At 73.4% G+C, this 26,521-nt stretch carries 31 protein-coding genes; 13 read left to right on the forward strand and 18 right to left on the reverse strand.

Features of this window, described 5'->3' with window-relative positions; translation table 11 throughout:
* Window positions 1-59 precede the first annotated feature (59 nt).
* Both ACLQ3B_RS25740 and ACLQ3B_RS25745 read right to left on the reverse strand, forming a co-directional pair.
* Entirely contained in the window at window positions 60-896 is an 837-nt protein-coding gene (locus ACLQ3B_RS25740) for an undecaprenyl-diphosphate phosphatase (RefSeq protein ID WP_238685853.1), read from the reverse strand.
* The gene (locus ACLQ3B_RS25745) at window positions 893-1,945 is read right to left on the reverse strand and encodes an LLM class F420-dependent oxidoreductase (RefSeq protein ID WP_425783271.1); all 1,053 of its coding nucleotides are present in this window, start codon (window positions 1,943-1,945) and stop codon (window positions 893-895) included. Before ACLQ3B_RS25745 ends, ACLQ3B_RS25740 begins: the two co-directional genes overlap by 4 nt.
* 186 nt (window positions 1,946-2,131) lie before the next feature.
* Between ACLQ3B_RS25745 and ACLQ3B_RS25750 the strand changes: the two genes are divergently transcribed.
* On the forward strand, window positions 2,132-3,103 hold the full coding sequence (locus ACLQ3B_RS25750; RefSeq protein WP_366633781.1) for an aldo/keto reductase: 972 nt from the start codon (window positions 2,132-2,134) through the stop codon (window positions 3,101-3,103).
* A gap of 36 nt (window positions 3,104-3,139) precedes the next feature.
* On the opposite strand, the gene ACLQ3B_RS25755 is transcribed toward ACLQ3B_RS25750, so the two are convergent.
* Genes ACLQ3B_RS25755 through ACLQ3B_RS25765 form a run of 3 tightly spaced genes read right to left on the reverse strand, consistent with a single transcriptional unit; the run spans window position 3,140 to window position 5,437 of the window.
* Complete coding sequence (locus tag ACLQ3B_RS25755) at window positions 3,140-4,045, reverse strand: hypothetical protein (protein ID WP_425783272.1); 906 nt, start codon at window positions 4,043-4,045, stop codon at window positions 3,140-3,142.
* Between the two features lie 13 nt (window positions 4,046-4,058).
* On the reverse strand, window positions 4,059-5,108 hold the full coding sequence (locus tag ACLQ3B_RS25760; protein ID WP_425783273.1) for a WXG100 family type VII secretion target: 1,050 nt from the start codon (window positions 5,106-5,108) through the stop codon (window positions 4,059-4,061).
* On the reverse strand, window positions 5,105-5,437 hold the full coding sequence (locus ACLQ3B_RS25765) for a hypothetical protein (RefSeq protein WP_425783274.1): 333 nt from the start codon (window positions 5,435-5,437) through the stop codon (window positions 5,105-5,107). The genes ACLQ3B_RS25760 and ACLQ3B_RS25765 overlap by 4 nt, the downstream gene beginning before the upstream one ends.
* 93 nt (window positions 5,438-5,530) lie before the next feature.
* Between ACLQ3B_RS25765 and ACLQ3B_RS25770 the strand changes: the two genes are divergently transcribed.
* The 3 genes from ACLQ3B_RS25770 to ACLQ3B_RS25780 all read left to right on the forward strand — a co-directional run bounded on the left by ACLQ3B_RS25770 (window position 5,531) and on the right by ACLQ3B_RS25780 (window position 7,389).
* On the forward strand, window positions 5,531-5,950 hold the full coding sequence (locus ACLQ3B_RS25770; RefSeq protein ID WP_425783275.1) for a YbaB/EbfC family nucleoid-associated protein: 420 nt from the start codon (window positions 5,531-5,533) through the stop codon (window positions 5,948-5,950).
* A complete protein-coding gene (locus ACLQ3B_RS25775; protein ID WP_425783276.1) occupies window positions 5,947-6,885 on the forward strand; it encodes an SseB family protein in 939 nt (312 codons plus the stop codon). The genes ACLQ3B_RS25770 and ACLQ3B_RS25775 overlap by 4 nt, the downstream gene beginning before the upstream one ends.
* Window positions 6,886-7,197: 312 nt before the next feature.
* Complete coding sequence (locus ACLQ3B_RS25780; protein ID WP_013734349.1) at window positions 7,198-7,389, forward strand: DUF5703 family protein; 192 nt, start codon at window positions 7,198-7,200, stop codon at window positions 7,387-7,389.
* A gap of 57 nt (window positions 7,390-7,446) precedes the next feature.
* Here the strand turns inward: ACLQ3B_RS25780 and ACLQ3B_RS25785 are convergent, their stop codons facing one another.
* Window positions 7,447-8,109: a hypothetical protein gene (locus ACLQ3B_RS25785; RefSeq protein ID WP_124821703.1), complete on the reverse strand. Its 663-nt coding sequence runs from the start codon at window positions 8,107-8,109 to the stop codon at window positions 7,447-7,449.
* 58 nt (window positions 8,110-8,167) lie between these two features.
* Window positions 8,168-9,496: a M20/M25/M40 family metallo-hydrolase gene (locus ACLQ3B_RS25790; RefSeq protein ID WP_425783277.1), complete on the reverse strand. Its 1,329-nt coding sequence runs from the start codon at window positions 9,494-9,496 to the stop codon at window positions 8,168-8,170.
* Between the two features lie 149 nt (window positions 9,497-9,645).
* On the opposite strand from ACLQ3B_RS25790, the gene ACLQ3B_RS25795 reads away from it, so the two are divergent.
* From ACLQ3B_RS25795 to ACLQ3B_RS25805, 3 genes are all read left to right on the forward strand, one after another.
* Window positions 9,646-10,257 (forward strand): hemerythrin domain-containing protein, encoded by a 612-nt coding sequence (locus tag ACLQ3B_RS25795; RefSeq protein ID WP_425783278.1) that lies wholly within the window; start codon window positions 9,646-9,648, stop codon window positions 10,255-10,257.
* Window positions 10,258-10,340: 83 nt separating this feature from the next.
* Window positions 10,341-11,321 carry a LysR family transcriptional regulator gene (locus ACLQ3B_RS25800; RefSeq protein WP_425783279.1) on the forward strand — a complete coding sequence of 327 codons (981 nt, stop codon included), beginning with the start codon at window positions 10,341-10,343 and terminating at the stop codon, window positions 11,319-11,321.
* 60 nt (window positions 11,322-11,381) lie between these two features.
* A complete protein-coding gene (locus tag ACLQ3B_RS25805; RefSeq protein ID WP_425783280.1) occupies window positions 11,382-11,627 on the forward strand; it encodes a hypothetical protein in 246 nt (81 codons plus the stop codon).
* 51 nt (window positions 11,628-11,678) lie between these two features.
* Here ACLQ3B_RS25805 and ACLQ3B_RS25810 read toward each other — a convergent pair whose 3' ends face one another.
* Genes ACLQ3B_RS25810 through ACLQ3B_RS25820 form a run of 3 tightly spaced genes read right to left on the reverse strand, consistent with a single transcriptional unit; the run spans window position 11,679 to window position 14,796 of the window.
* Window positions 11,679-12,029 carry a DUF3140 domain-containing protein gene (locus ACLQ3B_RS25810; RefSeq protein ID WP_425783281.1) on the reverse strand — a complete coding sequence of 117 codons (351 nt, stop codon included), beginning with the start codon at window positions 12,027-12,029 and terminating at the stop codon, window positions 11,679-11,681.
* On the reverse strand, window positions 12,029-12,241 hold the full coding sequence (locus ACLQ3B_RS25815) for a hypothetical protein (RefSeq protein ID WP_425783282.1): 213 nt from the start codon (window positions 12,239-12,241) through the stop codon (window positions 12,029-12,031). The genes ACLQ3B_RS25810 and ACLQ3B_RS25815 overlap by 1 nt, the downstream gene beginning before the upstream one ends.
* Window positions 12,238-14,796 carry an ATP-dependent Clp protease ATP-binding subunit gene (locus ACLQ3B_RS25820; RefSeq protein ID WP_425783283.1) on the reverse strand — a complete coding sequence of 853 codons (2,559 nt, stop codon included), beginning with the start codon at window positions 14,794-14,796 and terminating at the stop codon, window positions 12,238-12,240. Before ACLQ3B_RS25820 ends, ACLQ3B_RS25815 begins: the two co-directional genes overlap by 4 nt.
* Window positions 14,797-14,936: 140 nt before the next feature.
* Here ACLQ3B_RS25820 and ACLQ3B_RS25825 point away from each other — a divergent pair, with 140 nt between their 5' ends.
* The 5 genes from ACLQ3B_RS25825 (at window position 14,937) to ACLQ3B_RS25845 (ending at window position 20,212) form a co-directional block, all read left to right on the forward strand.
* Window positions 14,937-15,329, forward strand: a complete 393-nt coding sequence (locus ACLQ3B_RS25825) for a hypothetical protein (RefSeq protein ID WP_425783284.1) — start codon at window positions 14,937-14,939, stop codon at window positions 15,327-15,329.
* Window positions 15,330-15,481: 152 nt separating this feature from the next.
* Window positions 15,482-15,742, forward strand: coding sequence for a hypothetical protein (locus ACLQ3B_RS25830; protein WP_030332749.1), 261 nt, complete (start codon window positions 15,482-15,484; stop codon window positions 15,740-15,742).
* A 6-nt stretch (window positions 15,743-15,748) separates the two neighbouring features.
* Entirely contained in the window at window positions 15,749-16,885 is a 1,137-nt protein-coding gene (locus ACLQ3B_RS25835; protein WP_425783285.1) for a hypothetical protein, read from the forward strand.
* A complete protein-coding gene (locus ACLQ3B_RS25840) occupies window positions 16,878-19,553 on the forward strand; it encodes an FtsK/SpoIIIE domain-containing protein (RefSeq protein WP_425783286.1) in 2,676 nt (891 codons plus the stop codon). The genes ACLQ3B_RS25835 and ACLQ3B_RS25840 overlap by 8 nt, the downstream gene beginning before the upstream one ends.
* The gene (locus ACLQ3B_RS25845; protein WP_425783287.1) at window positions 19,550-20,212 is read left to right on the forward strand and encodes a hypothetical protein; all 663 of its coding nucleotides are present in this window, start codon (window positions 19,550-19,552) and stop codon (window positions 20,210-20,212) included. The genes ACLQ3B_RS25840 and ACLQ3B_RS25845 overlap by 4 nt, the downstream gene beginning before the upstream one ends.
* 228 nt (window positions 20,213-20,440) lie before the next feature.
* On the opposite strand, the gene ACLQ3B_RS25850 is transcribed toward ACLQ3B_RS25845, so the two are convergent.
* Entirely contained in the window at window positions 20,441-21,715 is a 1,275-nt protein-coding gene (locus ACLQ3B_RS25850; protein ID WP_425783288.1) for a cupin domain-containing protein, read from the reverse strand.
* 9 nt (window positions 21,716-21,724) lie between these two features.
* Window positions 21,725-22,030, reverse strand: a complete 306-nt coding sequence (locus ACLQ3B_RS25855) for a hypothetical protein (RefSeq protein WP_425783289.1) — start codon at window positions 22,028-22,030, stop codon at window positions 21,725-21,727.
* Window positions 22,031-22,187: 157 nt separating this feature from the next.
* On the opposite strand from ACLQ3B_RS25855, the gene ACLQ3B_RS25860 reads away from it, so the two are divergent.
* Entirely contained in the window at window positions 22,188-22,955 is a 768-nt protein-coding gene (locus tag ACLQ3B_RS25860; protein ID WP_425783290.1) for a DUF72 domain-containing protein, read from the forward strand.
* 42 nt (window positions 22,956-22,997) lie between these two features.
* On the opposite strand, the gene ACLQ3B_RS25865 is transcribed toward ACLQ3B_RS25860, so the two are convergent.
* From ACLQ3B_RS25865 to ACLQ3B_RS25890, 6 genes are all read right to left on the reverse strand, one after another.
* Window positions 22,998-23,426, reverse strand: coding sequence for a DUF2267 domain-containing protein (locus tag ACLQ3B_RS25865; RefSeq protein WP_425783291.1), 429 nt, complete (start codon window positions 23,424-23,426; stop codon window positions 22,998-23,000).
* On the reverse strand, window positions 23,419-23,604 hold the full coding sequence (locus ACLQ3B_RS25870) for a hypothetical protein (RefSeq protein ID WP_091408861.1): 186 nt from the start codon (window positions 23,602-23,604) through the stop codon (window positions 23,419-23,421). Before ACLQ3B_RS25870 ends, ACLQ3B_RS25865 begins: the two co-directional genes overlap by 8 nt.
* Window positions 23,605-23,716: 112 nt before the next feature.
* Window positions 23,717-24,589: a DUF72 domain-containing protein gene (locus ACLQ3B_RS25875; RefSeq protein ID WP_425783292.1), complete on the reverse strand. Its 873-nt coding sequence runs from the start codon at window positions 24,587-24,589 to the stop codon at window positions 23,717-23,719.
* A gap of 48 nt (window positions 24,590-24,637) precedes the next feature.
* Window positions 24,638-25,036, reverse strand: a complete 399-nt coding sequence (locus ACLQ3B_RS25880) for a TraR/DksA family transcriptional regulator (RefSeq protein WP_425783293.1) — start codon at window positions 25,034-25,036, stop codon at window positions 24,638-24,640.
* A 163-nt stretch (window positions 25,037-25,199) separates the two neighbouring features.
* Complete coding sequence (locus tag ACLQ3B_RS25885; RefSeq protein WP_425783294.1) at window positions 25,200-25,859, reverse strand: uridine kinase; 660 nt, start codon at window positions 25,857-25,859, stop codon at window positions 25,200-25,202.
* 41 nt (window positions 25,860-25,900) lie between these two features.
* Complete coding sequence (locus ACLQ3B_RS25890) at window positions 25,901-26,506, reverse strand: winged helix-turn-helix domain-containing protein (protein ID WP_425783295.1); 606 nt, start codon at window positions 26,504-26,506, stop codon at window positions 25,901-25,903.
* Window positions 26,507-26,521: the final 15 nt, after the last annotated feature.

Genomic DNA, 26,521 nt, shown 5'->3' on the forward strand with positions numbered 1-26,521 from the left:
TGACGACCGCGGCCCCCGGCTCCGCCTTCGGGCGGTGCCGGGGGCCGTCGGCAGATCGGTCAGGTGGCGTCGATCGTGCCGGTCAGCAGCAGGGCCAGGACCAGGGTGCCCAGCGCGACCCGGTACAGCACGAAGACGTACAGGGTGTGGTGGGCGACGTAGCGCAGCAGCCAGGCGATGGCCGCGTAGCCGATGCCGAACGCGATGAGGGTGGCCACGATCGTCTGGGCCACGGTGGGCACGGAGGTGCCCGGAGCGGACGGTTCGAAGACGTCCCCGAGGCTGAACACGCCGGACATCACCACCGCCGGGATGGCCAGCAGGAACGAGTACCGTGCCGCCGCCTCCCGGGTCAGGTTAAGCAGCAGGCCGGCGGTGAGCGTGCCGCCGGAGCGGGACACCCCGGGGACCAGCGCCATCGCCTGGGCGAAGCCCATCACGATGCCGTCCTTCATCCGGAAGTTCTCCAGAGTGCGGGTCTGCCGCCCCCAGTACTCGGCGAACGCCAACACGAACGCGAACACGATGAGCGTGGTCGCCACCACCCACAGGTTGCGCCCGGCCGTCTTGATCTGGTCCTTGAACACGAAACCGAACAGCCCGATCGGGATCGAGCCGACGATCACGTACCAGCCCATCCGGTAGTCGAGGCTGGAGCGGACCGACGTGTCCCGGATGCCCACCAGCCAGGTTCGGGTGATCCGCCAGATGTCCTTGGCGAAGTAGATCAACACGGCCGCTTCGGTGCCGAGCTGGGTGACCGCGGTGAACGACGCGCCGGCGTCGCGGTCGAAGAAGATCGCCGAGGTGATCCGCAGATGCCCCGACGAGCTGACCGGAAGAAACTCGGTCAGTCCCTGGACGATGCCCAGGACGATGGCCTCGACCCAGGTCACTCGCCGACTCCCGAAAGATCGAGAGCCTCGGCGACGGTACGCAGGGTCTGCACACCGCTGTCCCGGTCGGCCACGAAGAGGGTCACCGACAGCGTGGTGACGCCGGCAGCGGCGTACTCCCGCATCCGCTCGGCGACACGCTCCTTCGGACCGAGCAGCGAGGTGCGGTCGATGAACTCCATGGGTACGGCGGCGGCGGCGTCGCGCTGCCGCTTGGCCAGGTACAGGTCCTGCACCTCGCGGGCGGCGTCGCCGTAGCCCATCCGAGTGGCGAGCTGGTTGTAGAAGTTCTGCTGCCGACTGCCCATGCCGCCCACGTAGAGCGCGGCGTACCAGCGGACGAGTTCGGCGCAGGAGGCCACGTCGTCGCCGATCACCACGGGCACCGACGGCACAACGTCGAACCCGGTCAGCTCCTTGCCGACCTTCGCCCGCCCGGCGCGCACCGAGGCGAGCTGCTCCTCGGCGAACTCCGGGGCGTAGAACACGGCCAGCCAGCCGTCGGCGATCTCGCCGGCCAGCTCCAGGTTCTTCGGGCCGACCGCGGCCAGGTAGATCGGTATGTGCTCCCGGGGTGGGTGGAAGCCCAGCCGCAGGGCCTTGCCCGGGCCGTCCGGCAGCGGCAGCGTGTAGTGCTCGCCGTCGTACGCCACCTCCTTGCGGGCGATGGCCAGCTTGACGATGTCGACGAACTCGCGGGTCCGGCCGAGCGGCTTGGCGAAGCGCACGCCGTGCCAGCCCTCGGACACCTGCGGGCCGGAGACGCCCAGGCCGAGCCGGAACCGGCCGCCGGAGAGCGCGTCGATCGTGGCGGCGGTCATGGCGGTGGCCGCCGGCGTACGGGCGGGAATCTGCATCACCGCGGCGCCGACGTCGATCCGTTCGGTCTGCCCGGCCATCCAGGCGAGCATGCTGGGCGAGTCGGAGCCGTACGCCTCCGCCGCCCACACCACCGAATAGCCCAGCCGGTCCGCCTCCTGAGCCAGCGCCAGGTGGTCGGCCGGTGTGCTCCACGCCGTCTGGTATCCAAGACTGAGCCCGAGTCGCACTGGTCCTCCCCCATCCGTGGCACAGGTCGCCCCAGGTTACGCAATGCCGATAACGGACTCGATCACCGGCTCGACACCTTTGGTCCCCCCTCCATCGGGGCAGCTCTGGGCGGCGGAACCGGCAGAACCGGCAGAGATACGGGAGCGAGGATATCCGTGGCGGCAGGTTCGAAATAAGGTTCACCCATGCAACAGCGACCGCTCGGCCGAAGCGGGCTGGCGGTTTCCCGGCTCGCGCTCGGCACCATGACCTGGGGCCGGGACACCGACGCCGATGATGCGGCCGCTCAGCTGAAGAGTTACCTGGACGCGGGCGGCAACCTGATCGACACCGCCGACGTGTACGGCGACGGCGACGCCGAGTCGGTGATCGGCTCGCTGCTGGGCTCTCTCGTTCCCCGCGAGGATCTGCTGATCGCCACCAAGGCCGGGTTGCGCCCCGGCAGTGGCCGACGCCGGGACGGCTCCCGGGGGCACCTGCTGCGGACGTTGGACGCGTCGCTGCGCCGGCTCGGCACCGATCATGTCGACCTGTTCCAGGTGCACGGGTACGACCCGGACACCCCGCTGGAGGAGACCCTGGCCGCCCTGGACCACGCGGTGGCCAGCGGCAAGGTCCGCTACGTCGGGGTGTCGAACTTCTCCGGCTGGCAGACCGCGCGGGCCGCCGCCTGGCAGACCGCCTGGCCGGGGCGGGCGCCCGTGGTCGCGTCCCAGGTGGAGTACTCGCTGCTGGAGCGGGGCGTGGAGCGGGAGGTGCTGCCCGCGTGCGACGCGCTCGGCCTCGGCGTGCTGCCCTGGTCGCCGCTGGGTCGGGGCGTGCTCACCGGCAAGTACCGGCACGGCCGTCCGGCCGACTCCCGGGCCGCGTCGCCGCACTTCGAGCGGTTCGTCGCCACGTACCTGGAGCCGCGCTGCTCCAGCATCGTGGAGGCGGTGGCGACCGCGGCCGGCGGCCTGGGGGTGTCGCCGCTGGAGGTGGCCTTGGCGTGGATTCGGGACCGGCCGGGCGTGACCGCGCCGATCCTCGGCGCCCGCACGGTGGGTCAGTTGCTCGGCGCGCTCCAGGTGGAACGGATCACCCTTCCCGAGGAGATCACCACCGCGCTGGACGACGTCTCCGCGGTGCCGGTCGGCTACCCCGAACGCGACGGCTGACCGGCCGGCCGGGTCACGGCCGGCCCCGCGCGCCGGTCACGGCTGCGGGCGCTGCCCAGGGAGGTCGTGGATCGCGGTCAGGAAGCGCGACTGGTCGTCGCGGAGCGCAGGCTGGGTGAGCCGGATCCACGAGCCGTCGTCGAAGACGATCGTGGACGTCAGCTGCACGAGCCCGGTCGCGCCACGCTCCGAGTCGACCCGGGCCACCCGGTCGCGTCGCACACTCCACAACACCCGCGGTTGCCGCCGGTCGGGCCGGTCGGCGTCCGGGCGGGGGCCCATCCGCAGCAGGTGCAGGTGGGTGTCGGTCACCGCCAGCGGGGTGCCGTTGTAACGCTCCAGGAAGAGCAGCAGGCTGCCGGCGAGGGTGGCGAGGTCGCCGCTGAAGACGAACCGGCGACGGTAGGCGATCTCGGCGAGCTGCTCGGCCAGCGGGCGGTACAGGCTGAGCCGGAACAAGGCGCGGAACGCCTCCTGCTCCTCGGTGAGCGGGATGGGATCCCGCTGCACCCGCTGCTGTGGTGGGGCCGGCTCCGGTTCGGCCGCCTCCGGCACACCGGCGGCGAGGGCGCCGGCCTTGCCGGGCAGCAGCAGCACGCCCGCGGCCAGCCGCACCGGCGTCAGCACCGCGTCCACCCAGACCACCGGGTTGACGATGTTGAGCAACCCGAACAGCACCTTCGGGTCGAGCGAGTCGACAAACTCGTCGGCCATCACATCGGAGAGCTGCCGACCGGCCTTGTGGGTCTGCGGGACGCGGACCGGGCCGAGCCCCACATAGCGCAGCTCCTGCCCGGGCAGCAGTGGCGCGACGAGAGCACGTTCGGGTTCGTCGCTGGTGCGGAGTTCGTCGCGCAGCTCACGGGCCTTGTCCCGGGCGGCCCGCGCGCCGCCGAGCACCGCGTCGGTGAACCGACCGAGCCGGCCTCGCTCGCCTGCCATCTCGCGTTCCTCCCTAACGGCCCGCCGGCTGACCCGCCGGCGGTTGCCCGAAGACATTCTGGTCGATCCAGTCCGCCCCGCCCTGCACCGCCTTGTCGACCTGGTCGCTGCCGGGAACGGAGAGCCCGCTGGTCAACGCGACGGTCCCCCAGGTGACGCCGTGCACTACCGAGTTCGGCACATTCCACGGCAGGTTCGTCGCCCAGTCCCGGGCGATCACCCGGGCGCCGTCGGCGACGCCATGGGCCCGCAGCGCGGCGGCCCGGTCCAGGGCGCCCATGTCGAACGGGGAACCGGACTTGCCCAGCTTGTAGGTGCCCTTCGAGGGGTCGAGAACCTTGTGGAACCACTTGTCGGCCTTGCCGGCGGCGTGCCGCTTGTCGGCGTACTTCTGGCCGGTGCGCAGCTTCTTCTGCATCGCCACAAGCTTGTCGAGGTGCGTACGCAGCTTGCGCAGATACAGCATGACCCGCTGGAGCAGGCGGATGACCTTCTGCAGATGCGTCGCCAGCGGCCGGATGACCTTCAACATCCGGGTGAGCACGATCAGGCCCCTGGTCACGGCGACGCCCATGCCGGCCACCCAGGACGCCCCGGCGGTGAACGGTGCCATCAGCAACGCCGTCACCAGCGTGACCAGCAGGAAGTTCACGAATTCGACGCAGAGGTCGACGAGCACGTCGTGCACGGTCTGCAGGCCGTCAGCGACACCCCGCAGATACTCGGCGGTCGCGGCGAACTGCTCGGCCACGTCGAGCATCTGCTGTTCGACCTCGGCCAGCCGCTGCCCGTACGCCACCCCGGAGGGTGAACGCCACCCGGCCTGCGCGGACTCGCGGACGCCGCGGTGCCCCTGCGCCAGGTCACGCACCTGCGCGGCCAGCGCGTCCCACTCGGCGGCCTTCGCGCGGAGCACGGCGGGCTCGCCGTCCACCATGTCGACGAGCTGGATGAGTGGCCAGGCCAGGGTCCGGCAGACGCTGTTGACGGCGTCCTCCACCCCGGAGAGCGCGCTGTCCAGGCCGTTCCACAGTTGGACGGCGCTGCCGGCCGGCCCGCTCATCCGGGCAACCCCGACTGGATGGCCTTGAACCCGGCGTCGAGGTCCCGTTCGTTGTTCTCGTACGCCTCGGCCGTGTCGGCCAACGCCGTGGCGACCCGGCCGAACGCGGCGTTCGCGGCAGCGAACAGCTCCTTGCCGCCGGTGACCTGCTCGGCGTACTTGTCGCGGAGCATGTCGCTGGCGAACGGCAGGTGACCGAAGGCGTCCGACGGTACGTCGCCGGCCGACACGATCTGCCCCTCCAGCGCGGCGAGCGAGCTGGCGACCTGCTTGGCGGCTGTCTCCAGTCGACGGACCGCCTGCACGTCGACATCGATATCCGGTGGCATGCCGTTCCTCCCCCCATGAGTCGAGCGCACCGACGATACGATCTCCCGGCCGCCGGGCACCACCCGGTCGCACGATCCACGGGGAGGAATCTCATGACGGACCCGACGTCGGCGTTCGACGCGCTCGCCGGGCGGATCGCCGACATCGAGCGCCGGTTCGCGGGCCTCCGCGACGACCTGGCCGAGTTGTCCGGCACCGCGACCGACGAGAGCGGGCTGGTCTCGGCGACCGTCGACGCCACCGGCGCGCTGACCGGCCTCACCCTCGCGCCCGCCGCCCTGCGCACCGGCACCGAGGGGGTGGCCGAGTTGGTGCTCGACGCGTACCGGCGGGCTCGCGAGGTCGCCTCCGGCCACGTCGACGAGCACACCGAGGGGTTGGACGTCGCGCTCGGCGCGGGGCTCGGCGACCTGTTCGGCACGCCGGGCGACTTCTCGGCGCTGGGCCGGCTGGAGGAGACCGTGGCCCGGCTCGGGAGGCTGGACGACCGCCTGCCGGGCGCACCGGCGTGACGTCGCCGTCGCCGACCTGGCCGGAGATCACCGCTCGGCTGCGGGACACCGTCGCCCGCTGCGACCGGGACACCGACCTGGAGCTCACCGCCGGCCCGCGCGGGATCCGGCTGCTGGTGCGCCGCCAGGTGGTGCGGGTGGTCTGCCCCGGCCACGACGAGGCACGCCTGGCCGCGCTCGGCTGGCACCGTCCGACCGGCGACGAGGGCTGGTGGTACGAGGCACCGCGCACCCCGGAGCAGGTGGAGCGGCTCAGCGCGTTCGTGACCCGTACCGCCGCCGAGGTGTTGACCGACGAGCCCGGCGCGCTCTCCTGCCGGGCGGTGCCACCCGCCGCCCGACCTGAACCGGCCGCGCCGAGTGCCCGACCTGAACCACCGGCTGCCCGACCCGCACCGGCGGCACCGATTCCCCGACCTGGACCGGCGGCATCGATTCCCCGACCTGGACCGGCGGCGCCGACTCCCCGACCTGGACCGGCGGTGCCATCGGCTGTGCGGCCTGGACGGGCGCCTGCCGAGGTGGCGGAGCCTGCGGTGGTGGCGGAGCCTGCGGTGGTGGCGGAGCCTGCGGTGGTGGCGGTGCTCGCCGCGGCCGTCGACAGGCGTGACCTGCCCGGCTACCTGGCAGCGTTGGCCGGCGCCCCGGTGTGCGTCCCCCTCTCCGGGGAACCGGTGCCCGATGCCGCCTTCCCGTGGGCGGTGGTCGGCGACGCGACCGGCGCGCCGCTGCTGCCGGTCTTCACCTCGCCCGGTGCGCTCACCGCGTTCGCCGGGGAGGGGGTGCCATTCGTCGCGCTGCCCTGTGCCGAACTGTTCGAGGACTGGCCGGACCCATCCTGGGGGCTCGCGGTCGACCCGGGCAGCACCCGGGCGGTCGCGCTGGCCGCGCCGGCCCTCACCGCCCTGCTGACGGCGAACGTCCCCACCGACTGACGCCCTGCCCAGCCGCACCGCCTCGTCGATCATGGAGTTGTGGTGGGCAACAAATCCACCGTAATGCGCCCAAACCAGGCACCACAACTCCATGATCGACGGGGTGGAGGCCGGCCCTCTTGCGCGATCTTGCACTTGCTGTGGCGACATAGGGGGCGTTCCACTCATGTCGGCGACCGAAGCGCGGGGGGCGACGGGGGCACGGGGGGCACGGGGGGCACGAGGGGCACGGGGGGCGCGGCGGGGCGGGGGCGTTGTTGGTCACCCTGGAGGGGGTGGCGAACGGGTGCTGGGCTGGGCAGCATGGAGGGCATGGACTACGAGTACGCGCCACTGCGGCTGCCGCCGAACGTCGACCGGTTGACCGCCGCGGCGCAGTTGGCGATCCAGGCGGAGTTCTCCGGATGGGAGTTGGCCCGGGTGCGGTTGTACCGGGACGGCACGCGCCAGGTGGTGCTGCGCCGTCGACGGGTCAACCAGCCGCAGCCGGGTCTGTCGTACTGACGCGCGGGTGACGCCGCCCGGGGCCGGAGTCGGCCCCGGGCGGCACCCGGCCTGGGCCTAGTGCTGGTGCCCGGCGTGGTCGTGGTCGTCGTCGAGCTCCAGGAACGGGTGCTCGTCGAGCCGGCCGACCAGCCGGTCGTCGGCCGCCGGCTGGAACGGGCCGACCGCGTCGTCGTCGTCGAACGACTCCAGGTCGACAGGGGTGCCGACCTCGCTGACCATGACCACCCCGTCGAGTGGTTCCAACTCGGGGACGTCCAACGCGCCGAGCGAGCCGTCACCGCTCTGCAGCAGCTCCAGCACCGCCTCACCGACGCCCTCCACCGGCGCCGGCTCGTCGTCCTCCGGGGTGCCCTCGCGGCGGGCCGCCTCGGCCACCCGCAGCAACGCGGACACGCTCGGCACCCGGTAGTCACGACGCTGACGCACCGAGATCACCCGGGGGTGCGGGTCGCTGGCCTCGGCTCCCTCGCCGCCGCCGAAACGCTCGTCGGCCTCGTCCGGGTCGATCGAGTCGACATCCCACGGCGTCACCTCGCCGAAGGCGTCGAGCAGCCGCTCGTCGTACGCGAAGGAGGCGTTGTTCAACGCCACGTACGCCTGCCAGACGTCGTCGTCGTCGACGCGGCCCTGGGCGGCGCGTACGGCAGCCAGGTGGTGGCGGGCCGCTTCGATCACCCGCTCGAGAGCAGCGTCCAGCTCACCATGCTGGTCGGTCATGTGGGGCAGTCCCTTCACGATGGGGAGGTTGCGCGCCGACGGCCACGGCCGGACACGGCTAGCAGGTGCGGAGGAACCGGTCGAGAACCCGCACGCCGAACTGTAGTCCGTCCACCGGAACGCGCTCGTCGATGCCGTGGAACAACGCCGAGAAGTTCAGGTCGGCGGGCAGCCGCAGCGGGGCGAACCCGAAGCAGCGGATGCCGAGCTGCGAGAACGCCTTGGCGTCGGTGCCCCCGGAGAGCATGTACGGAACGGGCCGCGCCCCCGGGTCCTCCGCGCGCAGGGCCGCCGACATGGCCTCGACCAGGTCACCGTCGAAGGTGGTCTCCAGCGCCGGCTGCCGCTGGACGTACTCGATCGCGATGTCCGGGCCGACCAGCTCGCGCAGCTGCCGCTCCAGCAGCTCGGACTGGCCGGGCAGGCTGCGGCAGTCGATGGTGGCGGTGGCCCGGCCGGGGATGACGTTGTCCTTGTAGCCGGCGCTCAACCGGGTCGGGTTGGCGGTGTTGCGGATGGTCGCGCCGATGATGTTGGCGATGGGGCCGAGCTTGGCGATGGCCGTCTCCGGGTCGTCCGGGTCCAGTTCGATGCCGAGCAGGTCGGAGACCTCGGTCAGGAAGGCCCGCACGGTGTCGGTGACCACCACCGGGAAGCGGTGCCGGCCGATCCGGGCGACCGCCTCGGCGAGCGCGGTGACGGCGTTGTCGTCGTGCATCATCGAGCCGTGCCCGGGGCGGCCCTTGGCGTGCAACCGCAGCCAGTCGATGCCCTTCTCGGCGGTCTCGATGAGGTAGAGCCGCTGGTTGTCGTTGACCGAGTAGGAGAAGCCGCCGACCTCACCGATCGCCTCGGTGCAGCCGTCGAAGAGACCACGGTGGTTGTCCACCAGGAAGCGCGCGCCGTAGTCGCTGCCCGCCTCCTCGTCGGCGGTGTACGCGAGCACGATGTCGCGCGGGGGTCGTACGCCGGTGCGCTGCCAGTGCCGCACCACGGCGAGCACCATCGCGTCGAAGTCCTTCATGTCGATCGCGCCCCGGCCCCAGAGGTAGCCGTCGCGCAGTTCGCCGGAGAACGGGCCCACCGACCACTCGTCGGCGTCGGCGGGCACCACGTCCAGGTGGCCGTGCACCAGCAGGGCGCCCCGGCTCGGGTCGGTGCCCGGGATGCGGGCCACCACGTTCGCCCGGCCCGGCGCGGACTCGTGCAGGACGGACTCCACGCCCACCTCGGCGAGCTTCTCCGCCACGTACTCGGCCGCGCGGCGCTCGCCGACGCTCGTGTCGTTGTCGCCCGTGTTGGTGGTGTCGATGCGCAGCAGGTCGCGGCAGAGGTCCACGACCTCTGCGGTGGGGTCGGTTCGGGCGGAGGCCGCATCGCTCGTCATCGCCTCTTCATACCAGCCCGGGCTGGTCGACAGGCAGGCGCGGGTGGACGCATCGACGGGTCGGTTTCGCCGTGGCCGCGTTCGGGTACCGCCGCCCACGACCGTACGTCCCTGCCGGAGCTTCCGCCCGCCAGTCTGAGGAGGGCACCATGTCCACAGTTCCCCTGCCGCCGCTGCCGCCCGCGCCCGCCCCCGAGGAGGGCTACCGGCCCGCCGGCCGCAGCGTCGCCGACATCGTGGACCGGGAGCACCGGCAACTGCTGGCGCTGCTGGACCAGCTCTCCGGCCCGGACGCCACGCCGCAGGAGGGGCTGGCGGTGCTCACCGCAGCGCTGTCGCGGCACCTGTCCGCCGAGGAGCAGTACCTGCTGCCGGCGGTACGCGCGGCGCTGCCGACGGCCACCGAACGGGTGGACGCGGAGATCAGCGCCGACGCGGCCCTGCTGAGCGCCCTGAAGGGCCTCAGTGACGAGGCGCTGACCGACGTCACCGAGCGGGTCCGCCGACATGTCGACGGGGTGGGCGGGCTGGTCACCGAGCTGCGCGCGGTCGCGACCGAGGAGGAGCTGATCCGGCTCGGCAACCGGCTGGAGATCGCCGAGGAGGCCGCGCCGACCCGGCCGCACCCGGGCACGCCGGGCACTCCTCCGTGGAACCGGATCGTGGAGCCGGCGGTCGGGGTGGTGGACAAGGTCCTCGACGCGGTGACGCGGCGGCCGACGTACCTGGCGGACCTGCCGGAGCCGCCGCCCGGTCCGTGACCGGCGACAGCCGGCAGTGCATTCATTATCACCGATCCACTCGGGCTATTCCGCCAACAGACGCGTAGTCCTACCGTCACCCTATGAACCTGGAGCTGCGTCACCTGCGGGTGGTCTGCGCGATCGCGGAGACGGGAAGTGTGACGAAGGCGGCGTCGGCGCTCGGCCTGGCCCAGCCGGCGCTCACCGCCCAGCTCCAACGCATCGAGCGGACGCTGGGCGGCCCGCTGTTCGACCGGGACCGGCGCGGTGCCCGGCCCACCGCGCTCGGTGAGCTGGTGCTGGCCCGCGCCCGGGTGCTGCTGCCGGCGATGAAGGGGCTGCAGGACGAGGCCGCCCGGCTGGCCGGGGCGGGCGACACCCCGCCGTGCTACCGGTTCGGCGGGGTGAACAGCCCGATCCTGGGTCGGCTGGTGCACCGGTTGGCGGCCGAGCAGCCGCCCGCCCAGATCACCACGTACGCGTCCTGGTCGGTGGACGAGTTGGCGCAGTTGGTGGCCGGCGGTCGACTGGACTTCGCGCTGGCCGGGGTGTGCGGCGACGCCAGCCCGTCGGCCGGGTTCGGGTTGAGCTGGCAGGAGGTGGCCGTCGACCCGGTGCTGGTGCTGCTGCCGGCGACCCACCCACTCGCCGGGCGCGACGAGGTGCGCCTGGCGGATTTGCGCCACGAGCAGTGGGTGGCCGCGCCCGGCGACGGCTGCTTCGGCGACTGCTTCGCCGCCGCCTGCGCCCGCGCCGGCTTCACCCCCCGCAAGGTGTACGAGACCGACATCCGCGGCTGTGTCGACCTGGTGGAAGCCGGCGTGGCGGTGGCCCTGTGCCAGGCGACGTTCCGCCCGGTGAGCGGTCTGGTCACCCGTCAGGTCGCCGGGACGCCGCTGCGGTGGCGGCTCCTGCTCGGCTGGCATCCGGACTCCCCCGCCGCCCAGGGCGCGCAGTTGGTGCTGGAGACGGCCAAGGCGGCGTACGTCGACTCGTTGGCGCCACATCCGGCGTACCTGGCCTGGCTGCCCCGCAACCCGGGGTTCGGCGTCCGGCAACCCACCGGGGTCCGACCGGGTTGAGCGGCGGGTATTCCCGGCCGTTGGCGGTGCGAACCGCCGTGGGCCGGGTATCTGGCGGACATGACCGACCTCTACCCGCCCGCCGACGACCGCGAACTGCTGCGCCAGGCGGCTGCCGCACACACCGCCGCCACCCGCGAGGTGGAGGCGTTCCTGCGCCGCCTACCGGCGGTGCCCGACCCGGCCGACGTCACCGAGTACGCCAACCTGCTGACCCGGGAGAACCAGACCCGCGCCGACCGGGACGCGGCCGCCGACGCGACCGGCCTGACCATCGGCAGCCTGGAGTCCGACCAGGGCCAGTAGGACGTCGAACGGTGCCGTCCCTGCCCGGGGACGGCACCGTCGTGCGTTCGCTCAGAGTTCGACGAGCGGGTCGTGACCCAGGTCCAGCAGGGAGTGCCGCCAGGTGTCGTCGGCGTTGCCGCGCGGCGGCTTGGCGTCCATCAGCTCGCGGATCCGCTCGACCGCCTCCCGCATCACCTCGATGTCCTCCGGGGTGAGGTCCACCTTGCGCTTGTTGAGGACCTTGAGGATCTCCCGGCCCGGCTGGGGCAGGTCGAGGTTCGGGTTCGGGCTGAACGACTCCTCCCCCGAACCCCGGGTCAGCAGCCAGGTGCGCAGCTGCTCCGACGGGACGTTGACCTCGGCGTGGAAGTCCTCCCAGAGCACTTCCACCTCGGGGTCGAGCCGCGCTTCGCGTACCATCAGGTCTCCTCTCCGGGCGGTGGCCCGGACGTCTCCGGGTCGTCCTGGTCGGTCTTCGGATGCAGGCCCTCCGCGGGCACCCGCGTCCGGCGGGGATTGGCGGTGGGCGGCGCCAGGATCGGGTCGGGATGGTCGTCCTCATCCCGGGTCTTCGCCGGCTCCGCGCGCTCGTGCGGGTCCTCGTGTTCGTCCCTGCGCGCCGACCCGCTCATCGCGGGTGGGTGGTCGTGGCGGCGGTGTACCCCCGCTCGCCCGCGGTCACGTCGAAGGTGAGCGCGCCGTCGCGGACGTCCACCGTGACCTTCTGCCCCGGCGAGATCGCCGACTCCAGCAGCATCCGGGACAGGTGGTTGTCCACCTCCCGCTGGATCACCCGGCGCAGCGGGCGGGCGCCGAACTCCGGCTGGTAGCCGTGCTCGGCGAGCCAGTCGATGCCGGCGGTGGTGAACTCCACCTGGAGGTCCTGGGCGTGCATGCGGCGGCGGGTCTCCTCCAGCAGCAGCGCGGTGATGTCGCGCAACTGCTCGGCCTCCAGCCGGCGGAAGATGATGACCTCGTCGATGCGGTTGAGGAACTCCGGGCGGAAGTTCTCCTGCAGGCGGCGCATGAGCCGCTCCCGCAGCTCGTTGCTCTCCTGCTCGCTGCCCACGTCCCCGCTGCCGAAGCCGACCGAGCGCTGCGCGCCGGTGATCAGCTCGGAGCCGAGGTTGCTCGTCATGATCAGTACGGTGTTCTTGAAGTTCACCGTGCGGCCCTGGCTGTCGGTGAGCCGCCCGTCGTCGAGCACCTGGAGCAGGATGTTGAACACGTCCGGGTGGGCCTTCTCGATCTCGTCGAGCAGCACCACCGCGTACGGGCGGCGACGCACCGCCTCGGTGAGCTGACCGGCCTCCTCGTAGCCGACGTATCCGGGCGGCGCGCCGACCAGCCGGCTGACCGTGTGCCGCTCCTGGAACTCGCTCATGTCCACCCGGACCATCCGGTCCGCCTCGCCGAACAACGCCTCGGCCAGGGCCCGCGCCAACTCGGTCTTGCCGACACCGGTCGGGCCGAGGAACAGGAAGCTGCCCATCGGCCGTTCCGGGTCGGCCAACCCGGCCCGGGAGCGACGGACGGCCTCGGCGACCGCGGTCACCGCGTCGTCCTGACCGACCACCTTCTGGTGCAGGTGACCCTCCAGGCGCAGCAGCCGGTCCCGTTCCTCCTCGGTCAGCTGGCTGACCGGGATGCCGGTGGCCCGGGAGACCACCTCGGCGATCTCCTTGGGGCCCACCTCGGGCACGTGGGAGCCGGACGAGCCGTCCTCGCCGTTCGCGCGTCGGATGTTCTCCTCCAGCTCGGCGATCCGGTCACGCAGCGCGGAGGCCCGCTCGTACTGCTCGTCGGTGACGGCCTGTTCCTTGTCCCGGCGTACGTCGTCGAGTTCCTGCTCCAGCTCCCGCACGTCGGACGCGGGGGTGCGGGTCCGCAACCGCACCCGGGCGCCGGCCTGGTCGATGAGGTCGATCGCCTTGTCCGGCAGGAACCGGTCGGTGACGTACCGGTCGGACAGCTCGGCGGCCGAGACCAACGCCTCGTCGGAGAAGCGCACCTGGTGGTGGGCCTCGTACCTGTCGCGCAGCCCACGCAGGATGGCGATGGTGTCGTCGACGCTGGGCTCGGGCACCAGCACCGGCTGGAAGCGCCGGGCCAGGGCGGCGTCCTTCTCGATGCTCTTGCGGTACTCGTCCAGCGTCGTCGCGCCGATCACCCGCAGCTCGCCCCGGGCGAGGGCGGGCTTGAGCATGTTGGACGCGTCCATCCCGCCCTCGCTGCCGGCGCCACCGGCCCCGACCAGGGTGTGGATCTCGTCCATGAAGATGATCAGCTCGTCCCGGTGCGCCCGGATCTCGTCGATCACCTTCTTCAGCCGCTCCTCGAAGTCGCCCCGGTAGCGGGTGCCGGCGACCAGGCCGGCCAGATCGAGCTGGACGACCCGCTTGCCGAGCAGGGTCTGCGGCACGTCGCCGTCGCAGATCCGTTCGGCCAGCCCCTCGACGATGGCGGTCTTGCCGACGCCGGCCTCGCCGATCAGCACCGGGTTGTTCTTGGTACGCCGGGAGAGGATCTCGATGGCCTGCTCGATCTCGTCGGCGCGTCCGACCACCGGATCGATCTGGTCCATCCGCGCCAGGTCGGTGAGGTCCTGCCCGTACTGGTCCAGGGTGGGGGTGCCGCGGTCCGGCTTCGGCCCGGTCATCGGCCCGCGCTCGGCGTTGGCGGCCTGCAACGACTCGGGTTGGATCCGGCCGGCGGCCAGCATGCGCCCGGCCGGCGACTCCGGGTTGAGCGGCAGCGCCATCAGGATGTGCTCGGGGCCGATGTAGTTGGCGCCCATCGCCCGCGACAGCTGGTGGGCGTCGAGCAGCGCCCGCTTGGCGGCGGGGGTCAACGACAGGTTCGGCGGCACCTCCCCACGCGGCGCGCCGTCGCCCTTTCCGCCGAGGGCGTTGAGCAGGGTGTCCGGGTCGGCGCCGGCGCGGCGTACCAGGTCACGCAGTGGTTCGCGTTGCAGCGCCGCCCAGAGCAGGTGGTCGGTGTCCAGATCGCTGCTCTGCCGTTGCGCGGCCCGCCGGGCCGCGTCGGCCAGCATCTCCCGGGCGTCGGCCGTCATCAGTCGGGTGATGTCGACCCGGTGCGGCGGTCGGCGCCCTCCCTCGCCCCGGCCGAAGTACCTGGCCAGGAATTCGTCCCACGGGTCGGAGCCGATGTCACCGGGTCCCATCATGTCTGTCCTCCGCAGTAGGGCTCGGCACGGTCGGCAGGGGCTACCCGGCGCGCGCCCCGACAAACGCCGCAGGTGGCGGAGGACTGGCATTCCGGGAGTGGCGTCGGGTCAGGGCCGGCCGTTGGTGGCAGGCTGACGGGATGGATGAGACCCCGCTGCTGATCGTGGATGGCGCCAACGTGGTGGGCTCGCGCCCGAACGGGTGGTGGCGTGACCGTGCCGGGGCCGCGGCCCGGTTGCGCGACTCGCTCGCCCCGGTGGCGAGCGTCGGGTTGCCGGCCCGGTTGACCGCCCCGGTGGAGGTGGTCCTGGTGGTCGAGGGGGCCGCGCGGGACGTGCCGGGCACCGAGGGCGTCCGGGTGGTCTCCGCCGCCGGCTCCGGCGACGACACGGTGGTCGAGCTGGTGGAGGCCGCGCCGCGGCGTCGTCGGCTGGTGGTCACCGCCGACCGGGAGTTGCGCGGGCGGGTGACGGCGCTGGGCGCCGAGGTGTACGGCCCGCGCTGGCTCCGCGAGAACCCGACCAGCAACTGAGAAATTCTCGCACCGGGACTCCCACAGATCGGACTCCCGGCACTTCCGAGGGCCTTCCGGACAGGCAGGCAGGAACACCGACAGGGCGGATGTTCTTTCGGAACCGCCGATAGGCTCTAATGGAGATCTCCCCGCCCCCAGGAGGTTCCGCCGTGGCGAGCGTCGCCGAGCTGAAGGCTGCCATCGATGTCGCCCTCCAACAGATCGGGGACGGGCAGACAGCCGTGCAGGCCGCCGGCGAGAAACTGTCCGAGGCGCAGCAGACCCTGGCCGGGGCGTTGGAGGGCAGCGGGCACGAGACGGTGGAGGCGGCCCAGGCGTCGCTGACCCAGGCCAGCCAGGAGCTGGAGGAGTGTCTCGCCGCCACACTCGTCGCGGTGGAGCAGGCGCAGCTCTACGTCTCCACCCTGTAGGCCGCCGTGTCCATCATCGAGGATGTCGGCGGGCAGGTCCGTGCCGCCACCGAGGAGTTCCCGGTGGCCCTGCTCGGGCAGGCGCTGGAGAAGTTCGGCCTGGCCGCGGAGCGCCTGCGCTGGGTACGACAGGAGTCGGCCAACCCGATGGGGGTGCCCGAACTGTCCGCCGCCACCGAGCACGCCGAAAGCGCCGGCTACGCGCTGCGGGTGGCACAGGAACAGCTGTCGGCCTACCTGACGGCGATCGGGCTCGGCGCCGACGGCGCCCCGGCACCCCGCCCCGAGCAACGCGCTCCCCGACACGACACGCCACCGGCGTCCGGGCCCACCGCGGCCGCGCCGGAGCCGGCCGAGCAGGCACGACTGCGCCGCTGGTGGGCGGTGCGGGTAGCCGAGCTGACCGGCGGGCGCGAGGGCACCGACGACGAACCCGACGAGCGGGTGGACGACTCCCACGAGTTGCTGCGCCGAGTGGTCGGTGGTGTCCGCTCCGGCGACCGGGACCGGCTCCGCAAGGAGTTGCGGCGGGCCCCGGCCGACGTCGGGCTGGGCATGGCGGCGCTGGCGCCGCCGCTGCTGCGCGAGCTGGCTGGTGAGCTGCTGGGGCACCCACCCCGCGCCACCGACCTCGGGCGGCTGCGCGGCGAGTTGGACGGACGCGTCCGTGACCTGCTGCCCGGGCTGCCGCCGCCGGTGCTGGAGACGCTGCTGACCCGGGTGTGCCGGATGCCGCCGCCGCGTGCCTCCGGGGAGCCGCCACACGCCGCCGACTCCGCGGTGACCGCCGGGGTGGCGACCGGACTGCTGCTCGCCCGGCTCGGCCGGGACCTGCCCGCAGGCGGCGCGCGAGTCCCGGCGGGCGCCAGCGGACCGGCGGGCACGGGACAACCGGGCGGGTCGGGGCAACGAGGCGGGTCGGGGCAACCGGCGCGGGCCGGGCAACCGGGCGGCTCCGGGCGACCGGCGGGCGCGGTTCCCCGCGCCGGCGGCGTGATGCCGAGACCGGGCACCGCAGGTGCGCAGCGCTCCGGTGGGCTGCCACCGCGCTCGGATGGGTCGCCACCACGCCCCGCTGGGCTGCCGCCACGCTCGGGCAGCCCCTGGCGGGACGCGCCGACGCGTCGGGGTTCCGATGGCTGACCGGCGCGGTCAGTTGGCCAACCGGGTCCGGGACACCCTCGCCGAGGCGTTGGGCGCGACCCGTGCCCGCCTGTCCGCCGCCCAGGCCGACCTGACCGCCGGGCGGGAACGACTGGCCCGGGTCCAGCGGGCGGCCGCCGCCGTACCGGAGCGGGTGGGCGCCCAACGGGACCACCGCATCGCCGAGATCGACGCCCGCTACTCCACCCGGATCGCCGAGTTGGCCCGGCGGGCCGCCGACGCGGCCCGCCAGGAGGCGCCCGGCTGCGCGGGGGCCGACTGGGCGGGGTGGGCGCCGACACCCGCCCGCCGGGCCGAGCCGCCCGGCGCGCTGCGGGTGGGCACGGTCCGGATCGACGGCGTCGACCCGGTGCCCGCGCTGGTACCGCTGCTCGACGCCGGGCACGTCCACCTCTCCGGAGACGACCGCGCCGGCTGCGACGCGGTGGTGTCCGCGTTGCTGCTGCGGGCCGCCGGCCGCGCCGACCCCGGGGCGGTACGACTGATCGGGTACGACCCGGACCAGCTCGGTGGCGGCCTGGCCGGCTTCTCCCCGTTGGGCACGGCGGGGCTGCTCACCTTCGTCGGTCCGGGCGGGCTGGGCCCGCTGCTGGACGACCTGGTGGAGCAGATCCGCCGGATCAACGAGACGGTCCTCGCCGGCGAGTACGCGTCGCTGCGCGAACTGGCGGCGGCGACCGGCCGACGACCCGAACCGTGGCGGGTGGCGGTCCTGCTCGGTGGTGAGGAGCTGAACCGGCACGAGCGCGGGCAACTGGACCGGGTGGTGCGGGCCGGGGCGGCCTGCGGCGTACACCTGGTGGTGCACGGTGTGCCGTTGCCGGAGGATCCGACGGTGACCCGGGTGGTGGCCGGGCTGTCCGGCGCGCGGATCGGCGGCTCGGCCGGGCTGCCGGTCCGGCTGGACCCACCGCCACCGGCGACGCTGGTCACCGAGACCTGCCGGGACGTCGCCGCCCGGGTGAGCGCGGGCCCACCGCCGACCCCCTTCACCGACCTGCTGCCCCCGCCCGAGACGATGTGGCGGGAGGATTCCGCCGACGGGCTGACCGCCCCGATCGGGGAGGGTCCGCACGGCCGGCCGGTGCGGTTGACGCTTGGCGACTATCCGCCGCACGCGCTGATCGGCGGGCCGTCCGGCACCGGCAAGACCAACCTGATCTTCGCGTGGATCGGCGCCCTGGCGGCCCGCTACTCCCCCGCCGAGCTGGAGTTCTACCTGCTGGACTTCAAGGAGGGGGTCTCCTTCGCGCGGTTCGCGCAGGGCCGACGCGACCCCAGCTGGTTGCCGCACATGCGCCTGGTCGGCATCAACGTCAACACCGACCGGGAGTTCGGGCTGGCGCTGCTGCGCTTCCTCGCCGAGGAGTTGCGCCGACGCGCCGACGCGGCCAAGAAGCACGAGGTGACCAAGCTGGCCGAGCTGCGGGCGGTCGACCCGACCGGGCACTGGCCCCGGATCGTCGCGGTGGTGGACGAGTTCCAGATGTTGCTGGCCGGCCGGGACGTGGTCGCCCGGGAGGCGGCCGACCTGCTGGAGGACCTGGCCCGGCGTGGCCGGTCACAGGGCATCCACCTGGTCCTCGCCTCGCAGGACGTGCGGGGCATCGAGGCGTTGTGGGGCCGCCCCGCGCTGGTCGCCCAGTTCACCCTGCGCATCGCGTTACCCAAGGCGTTGCGCATCCTCGCCGAGCGCAACGACGCGGCCCAGTCGCTGCCGCGCTGGCACGCCGTGGTCAACGCCGAGTCGGGCATGGTGGAGGGCAACGAGGTCGCCCGCATCCCGTCGGCCAGCGACTGGGAGACCTGGAGCGGGTTGCAGCACCGGCTGTGGCGGATGCGGGCCCCCGACGCGGCGCCCGCAAGGCTCTTCGACGGCGACGCGATCCCCCGGCTGGCGGACGCCCCGGACTTCCGGGCGCTCGCCGTACCCCCGGACGGGACCGCGCCGCGCAACCCGGTGGCACTGCTCGGCGAGATCATCGACGTGCAGTCCCGCTCGGCGTCGCTACGGCTGCCGCGTGCCCCGGGCCGCAACCTCGCGGTGCTCGGCACCCGCGTCGACGAGGCGTGCGCGGTGCTGGACGCCGCGGCCCGGTCGCTGGCCCGCCAGCACCCGCCGGGCACCGCCCGGTTCTCCATCGCCTGCCTCGACCCGGACGCCGACCCGATCGCCCGCGCCCTCTACGACGACCTGGCCGACGACGCCGCCTGGTACGACGAGGAGACCGTCGGCGAGCTGATGGCCGAGACGGCCGACGGGCTGAGCGGCCCGGGGAGCCCGCACTATCTGCTGCTGTTCGCGGTCGACGCGGCGGCGGGCGCGCTGGCCGCCCGCGCGGGTCGGCGGACCGGCCTGGAGCAGCTGCGCCGGATCATGCACGACGGGCCGGAACGCCGGACACACGTGCTGGCCTGGTGGCGGGGCGTCGCCCGGATGCGCGCCGATCTCGGTGGGCCGGCCGCCCGTACGGACCAGATCGGCGCCTGGGTGGCCCTGGACGCGCACGGCGGCGAGCTGGGCTCCTCGCTCTACCCGGGCACCGGCGGCCCGGACTGGTATCCCCGCCCCTGGCGAGGGCTCTTCTTCGACCGGGCGGTCCACCGCACCGGACAGGTGATCATCCCCTATGGACCCGCGCGATGAACGAACCGGTGACCAGTGAGACGTACGCGGCGCAGCTACGGCGGCTGGCCGACCTCAGCGCGCGGGTGCGCGACCAGCGCGCCGAGGCGCACACCTGGCACGAGCGGCAGTGCGCTGCCGCCGAGCGGGCCGTCGCCGACGCGGCCGAGCAGCTCCGGAGCGCCGAGAAGGAGCTCGTCGCCGCCCGTGAACAGCAGGAACGGGTCGACGCCGAGGTGGCCCACCTGTGGCAGCAGGTCCGCTCGCGCCTCGGTGCCCGCCGCCTCGGCGGCCCGCCCGCGCCGGCGAACGGCGTCGGGGCCACCGACCCCGTGCTGCTGCTCGCCAAGGCCCGTGACCTGCTCGACCGGGCCGGGCAGCCGGGCGAGCTGCCGGGCTCGGTCAACCCGCTGCTGGCGCTCTGCGGGGTGGCAGGCGGTGTGCTGGCGTACGGGCTGGGCGCCGGCGCCCGCGCGCTCGGTGTCGGCTACGGGGGCGACCTGGCAGTCGGACTGCCGGTGCTCGCGCTGGTGGTGACGCTGCTCGGGCCCCTGGTCGGCCTGGTGCCGGCGCGGGTGTTGGCCGACCGTCGGCACGCGGTGCTCGGCCCCCGACCGATCACGGTGGTCCTCGGCGCGGGTCTGCTGACCACCGCACTACTGCTGATCCTCGGCCGCTGACGCCGCGCGCGGGGCGGCCTCCGCCGGTCCAGGCCCCGGCCCCGCCGGTCGGGCCCCGCCGGTCGGGCCCCGCCGGTCCAGGCCCCGCCGCGCGCCGGGGACGTGATCGACTCGGTTTTCTGGAAACCGCGCTGTCCCCGCCTCCGGGACCTCGCGACTTCCTGAAAACCGAGTCGATCACGGCCGACTAGCCCGTCGCGCCGGGGCCGGTCGATCACCCCGCCGGAATCACGCAGGGACGAGCACGGCCTCCCGGAGCAACCGGCGGGCCAGGGTGACCCGGTCGGCGTCGTCGGGCAGGCCGGGCAGGTCACCGACCCGGGTGACCGTGCCGGTGAGCAGTGCGCGGGCGGCCGGCTCGCAGCTCGCCGGCAGGGTGATGGTGCGGTCGAAGAGCCGCATCGCGACCGTGTCCGCGTCGTGCGGCACCAACTGCCAGCGCAGGCCGGGCCGCAGGGTGACCCGGGAGTCGGCGTCCAGTGTGGCCACGGCGTCGGCCTGGGCGAGTGGGCGGATCGGTGCCGGGCGGGCGGCCGGCCAAACCCGCTGCCGCAGTCGGGCGGCGACCGCGCTCGGGTCGGCGCGCAGCAGCCAGTCCCGCAACGCCTCCACCGTCTCGGTCAGCTCCGGCTCGATGGCGTCCGGGTCGGCCACGTCGGTGCCGAACGGCAGGCTGGCCCGCAGCCGCTGGTCCTCGGTGGCCAGCGCCAGCAACTCCTCGACCAGGGCGTAGCGGGTGAGCGCGCGGATGCCCACGGTCAGGTGCAGCGAGCTGGCGTCCTGCGCCTGTGCGCTGTGCAACCACCCCCGCGGCAGGTAGAGGGCGTCGCCGGGGGCGAGCACGACGTCCAGCGCGGCCGGGCCCTGGGCGGTGGCGCCGACCTCGTCGGCGCGGCCACCCCACGGCTGCTTCTCCAACGGGTCGGGCAGCACCGGCGGGTGGATCCGCCAGTGCTTGCGGCCGTCGACCTGGAGCACGAACACGTCGTGGGTGTCGTAGTGGGTGGCGAAGCCCTGACTGCCGGCCGGGGTCAGGTAGGCGTTGACCTGCAGCGGCTGGTTGAGCGCGAGGCCCAGGTCGCGGGCGAAGTCGACGAGCGGCGGCCAGATCCGGTGCAGACCCTGCAACACGAGCGTGGCCCCGGACGCGTACTGCTCCAGGATTCGCTCGTCGAGCACCTGGTCGCCGATCTCGGCGCCCGCGCCGCCGCCGCCGGTCCAGCGCGCCGCCGCGACCAACTGGCCGTCCTTGGCGACGCGCAGGAACGGGGTACGCAGACCGCGCCGACTCAGCAGCTCGTCGGCGTCGGCTGGGCTGAGCAGGTCGGTGAAGCCGGCCGGGTCGGGCAGTTCGGCGGCGCGGGACAGCAGCGGCGTGTGCCCCCAGTGCGCGGCGGCGAACTTGGCCGGCTCGACCGAAACGCAGCGGGCCAGTGCCGCGGCGGCCCCAGCGGACGGAACCGCCGGGCGGCCGTGGCCGCCCGGCGGGTCGAGGTACGTCATGGCGTGCCGCTACCGGGCGCTGCCGTCAGCGCCACCGTCCTGCTGACCAGGAGTGGCACCACCATCGGCGGGACCCTCCGCGCCGCCGTCGGCGCCACCGTCCTGCTGACCAGGAGTGGCACCACCATCGGCAGGACCCTCCGCGCCGCCGTCGGCGCCACCGTCCTGCTGACCAGGAGTGGCACCACCATCGGCAGGACCCTCCGCGCCGCCGTCGGCGCCACCGTCCTGCTGACCGGGGGTCGCGCCGCCGTCGGCCGGGCCCTCCATGCCGCCGCCGCCGGTGGTCTGCATGTCGTCATCGTTGAGTGCCATCGGTACTCCCTCGGGTGTGCCGCCCCGCCGTACGCCGGGGTCCGTCGTGCTGCGGGTGGTACCCCACGCGCGATCTTCTCTAACCCTCACCGTAGACGCCGGAACAGGGCGACACGGGCAGTTCGCGGGCGGCGGCGGAGAGTGCCAGGATGGGGTGGTGATCCTGGTGGGCACGTCCGGCTGGCAGTACCGGGACTGGCGCGGCCGCCTCTACCCGCAGCGGCTGCCGCAGCGCCTCTGGCTGGAGCACTTCGCTGCCGGGTTCGCCACGGTGGAGGTCAACAACGCCTTCTACCGGCTGCCCGAGCGGGACACCTTCGCCGCCTGGCGGGCACGGACCCCTGCGGACTTCTGCGTGGCGGTGAAGATGAGCCGCTACCTCACCCACATCAAGCGGCTGCGTGACCCGGCGGAGCCGGTGGCCCGGTTCCTCGGCCGCGCCACCGCGCTCGGTGACCGGCTCGGCCCGGTGCTGCTGCAACTGCCGCCCAACCTGCGGGCGGACGTCGAGGCGCTGGACGCCACGCTGCGACTGTTCCCGGCAGAGGTGCGGGTCGCGGTGGAGCCCCGACACCCCTCCTGGTGGATCGACGCCACCCGGGCGGTGCTGGAACGGCATCGGGCGGCGTTGGTCTGGGCGGACCGGCTGGGTCGACCGGTCGCCCCGCGCTGGCGCACCACCGACTTCGGCTACCTGCGTCTGCACGAGGGTCGGGCGCGACCGTGGCCCCGCTACGGCCGTGCCGCGCTGCGGTCCTGGGTGGGCCGGCTGACCGACGCCTTCGGCCCGGACGAGCCGGCGTACGTGTATTTCAACAACGATCCGGGCGGCGCCGCGATCGTGGACGCCGTCGCGTTCGCCGCGCTGGCCCGTCGGGCCGGGCACCCGGTGTCGCGGGTGCCGACCGCCGCCGACGACGACTGAGCCCGCCCGACAGCGGTCGGGCGGGCTCAGGGTGTCAGGCCGTCACGGCATCATCACGGCGAGATCCTTGGGCATGGTGTCCTTCACGTCCTGCCACTCACCCTGGGTGACGTGGCGGCGCAGGGTGTCCAGCACCACCTGGGTCACCCGTTCCGCGCCACCCTCGGCGTCGTACGGGAAGCCCTGCCGGACCTCGTAGAGGAAGTCGTCGCGGTTGAGCTTGATCGGCACGTCGGACGGGACCCAGCCGTCGAAGTAGATCCCCCGGACCAGCACCGGCAACTGCTGGGCGAACTCCACGCTCTCGTTCACCGGCAGCCGGTCGCGCAGCAGGTGCAGCACCGTGCGCAGGGCCGCGTACGACTGGTTGCGCCGGTCCTTCGGCCAGCCGTACGCGTTCTCGATGTCCTTGAGAATGAGGTTCGTCTTGTCCAGCGAGGACTCGAACGCCGAGATCATCGAGTCAGCCATCGGTCGACCCCCGTTCCGTGCTGTCCCACCGTCGGTCGTCGGCGCGGCGCGGCGGCCCCACCGGGCCGCGGCGGGCCCGCACCGGGCTGCCCTGCGGGGCGCGCCGGGCGTTGTCGGCCGTGCCGACCACGTGCAGAACGGCACCACGCCGTCGATCCGTCACCACTCGAACCGTCATCCCCGTCACCTCCGTGTCGTCTCCGGCGTCGGCCGTCCACCGGGCGGCCGTACCCACCACGTCCACCCTCCCCGCGCGGCGGGTGACGCGGCCCCACCCGGATCGGGTGAGGTCAGTCGACGCCGAGGAGACCCGCCAGGGTCTTCGCGTTGGTCTGGGCGTAGTCGCGGTAGCAGTTGTTCATGAGCACGTGGGTCTGCCCGGCCTCGTCGGCCAGTTCGCGCAGCTTCGGCGCCCAGTCGGCCAACTCCCGCTGGGAATAGTGGTAGCCGAACTTCTCGTGGATGTCCTTGCTGGTCCACTTGTCGCTGTGCCCGTGGAAACGCATGACGGCGAGGTCGGCGGTGGCGGCCAGCACCGGGGGCAGCGACGAGCGGTGGCCCTGCGGCATGTCCACGCAGACGTACGGCAGTTTGTGCTCGCGCAGGAACGCCAGGGTCTCGTCGGCGTTGTCGCCGTCGAACCAGGAGGCGTGCCGGAACTCGTACACCGGGCGCAGCGGGGCGCAGCGCTTCGCCACCTCGAGCAGGTACTGCTTGTTGGCCCGCTTGATGGTGAACCAGGGCGGGAACTGGAACAGCAGCGCGCCCAGCTTGCCGGCCTCGACCAGCGGGTCCAGCGCGGACAGGAAGCGCGTCCACACCTCCTCGTACGACTGCGCGGGCAGGTCGTCGGGGTAGACGTTCTTCTTGTCGGTCTCCGGGCGCAGGTCCTTGTAGAGCGCGCTGACCCGGGTGGGGTGCCCGGTCAGCAGGCTGAACGCCTTGATGTTGAAGGTGAAGCCGGCCGGGGTGCGCTCGGCCCACAGCCGCGCAGTCGCCTCGGCGGGCGGCGAGTAGTAGGTGGCGTCCACTTCGACGAGCGGGAACTGCCGGGCGTAGTAGGCCAGCCGCTTCTCCGGGGTGTCCGCGGTCTGCGGGTACCACCCCGAGTCCAGCAACGTGCGGTCGGTCCAGGACGCGGTGCCCACGAGGATGTCACCCATTGTGGAATTCCATCGCGTCGCGGACCGACCGGCAACCGCTGGCGTGGCTCAGGCCGCCCGCCGCTCGCGAGTCTGCTTGCACGTCACACACGTGGTGGCGGACGGGAAGATCTCCAGCCGTTCCACCGGGATGGCGGCCGAGCAGCCCTCGCACCAACCGTAGGTGCCCTCCTCGAGCCGGCCGAGGGCGTGCTCGTACTGGGCGCGGCGGTCGAGGATGGTGCGCAACAGGGACTGGGCGGTGTCCCGCTCGGCGGTCTTGGTGCCGCTGTCGGCCTGGTCGTCGCCGGCGGTGTCGCCGACCTCCACCAGCCGCAGCACCTGGCTCTGGAGCACCGCCTGGTCGTACTCCGCGGTCAACTCGTCGTAGCGCGCCTGGAGCGACCGTCGGATCTGATCGATCTCCGTCTGGGACCGGGTCGTGCCGACCGTGTCGTGGACGAGCATCGCTGCCTGCCTTTCTGGGCCTGTGGCTCAGGGTGAACCGGGCGCCGGCGGCGCGGAGCCCCGGTCACGGTCGCTTTCGGTGCGCGGGCGATCACCCGCGCTCTGTGAGCCGGGCGAGTACCCGCCGGATCAGCCGCGCAAACCGACTATTTTTCGGTTCTCGTCAGTTCCCGTCGGGCTCCACGAGCGCCGGTCGGCGGGGGTCGTCGGCGCGTACCACGACGTCGGCGAAGCTCGCCGGGACGACCTCCTCGGCGTACCTGTCGAAGGCCGGCAGCGCCCACTCCTGGGCTGGTTCGGTACGCCGGCGCAGCGCCGCCGGGGACAGCTCCAGGTGGACGGTGACGTCGAAGGGTAGTCCGCCGCCGAGCAGCAGCGAGCCGCTGACCAGGACGACGCCGCCGGGTGCGAGGTCGACGTAGCGGGCGCGGCTGGCCCGGTCGGCGTCGGCGTCCCAGAGCGACGGGAGGAGCCGGCCGGTGCCACCCGGGCCGGCCGGGTCGAGCACCTCCCGGCGCAGCCCGGCCTCGTCGACCCAGGCCTCGTAGAAGGAATCCGGGTTGGTGCGGCCGAGCTCGAAGCGCAACGACGCGGGGCGGAGGAAGTCGGTGGCGCGCACGTGCAGCACCGGGCGGCCCTGGGCGCGGAGCGGGTCGACAAGCGCCGCGGCCAGTTCGTCGACGCCGGCGGCGGGGGCGCCGTCCACCGCCACCCGCAGCCGCGCGGGCCCGGCCGTCGAGGTCGCGGCGCGGGCCGCCGCGTCGGCCAGCCGGCCGGTCAGCTCGGTGACAAGCAGGTCAGGCGAGATGGGGCGGATGCGCACCGGACCATCCTGCCCCGCGCCGGGCGGATGGGTGTCGCGGGTCAGCCGCTGCGGTCGATGGTGACCCGGGCGTCGTCGGCCAGCCGGTAGCCCACGCCGTAGACGGTGGTGACCAGCGGGACGTCCACGCCGACCTTGCCGCGCAGCCGACGCACGTGCACGTCGACGGTGCGTACGCCGGCGTGCTCGTAGCCCCAGACGGCGTTGAGCAGTTGCAGCCGGGTGAACACCCGGCGCGGGTGGGCGACCAGGTGCAGCAGCAGGTCGAATTCCAGCCGGGTCAACGGCAGTGGCTCCTCGTCGCGCAGCACCGAGCGCGACGAGGCGAGGATGTGCAGGGCGGGAATGGTCGGGCTGACCGGGCGGGCCGGCGACCAGCTGGCGGGCGGCTGGTCGGGGCGGCGTTCGGTCGGCACCGAGCCGATGATCACGCCTTCGCCCCGTTCCAGCATTTCGCGAGCGGCCTCCAGGAGCCGACGTGCCGCCGGGGTCAGCGTCTCCTCACAGGCCAGCGGGATGGACAGCGTCACGGTGAGCACGGGCGTGGCGGTGTTCGCCGGGCGACGCTGGCCGCCGGGAGGTCGACCGGGCACCGCGGGTTGGGACGTATGCCATCCGGCGCGCGACGAGGCGGGGCTGACCGACATGGTCCTCCTTGGGCT

The sequence above is a fragment of the Micromonospora sp. DT53 genome (assembly GCF_049841535.1).
In the GTDB taxonomy this organism is placed as follows: domain Bacteria; phylum Actinomycetota; class Actinomycetes; order Mycobacteriales; family Micromonosporaceae; genus Micromonospora.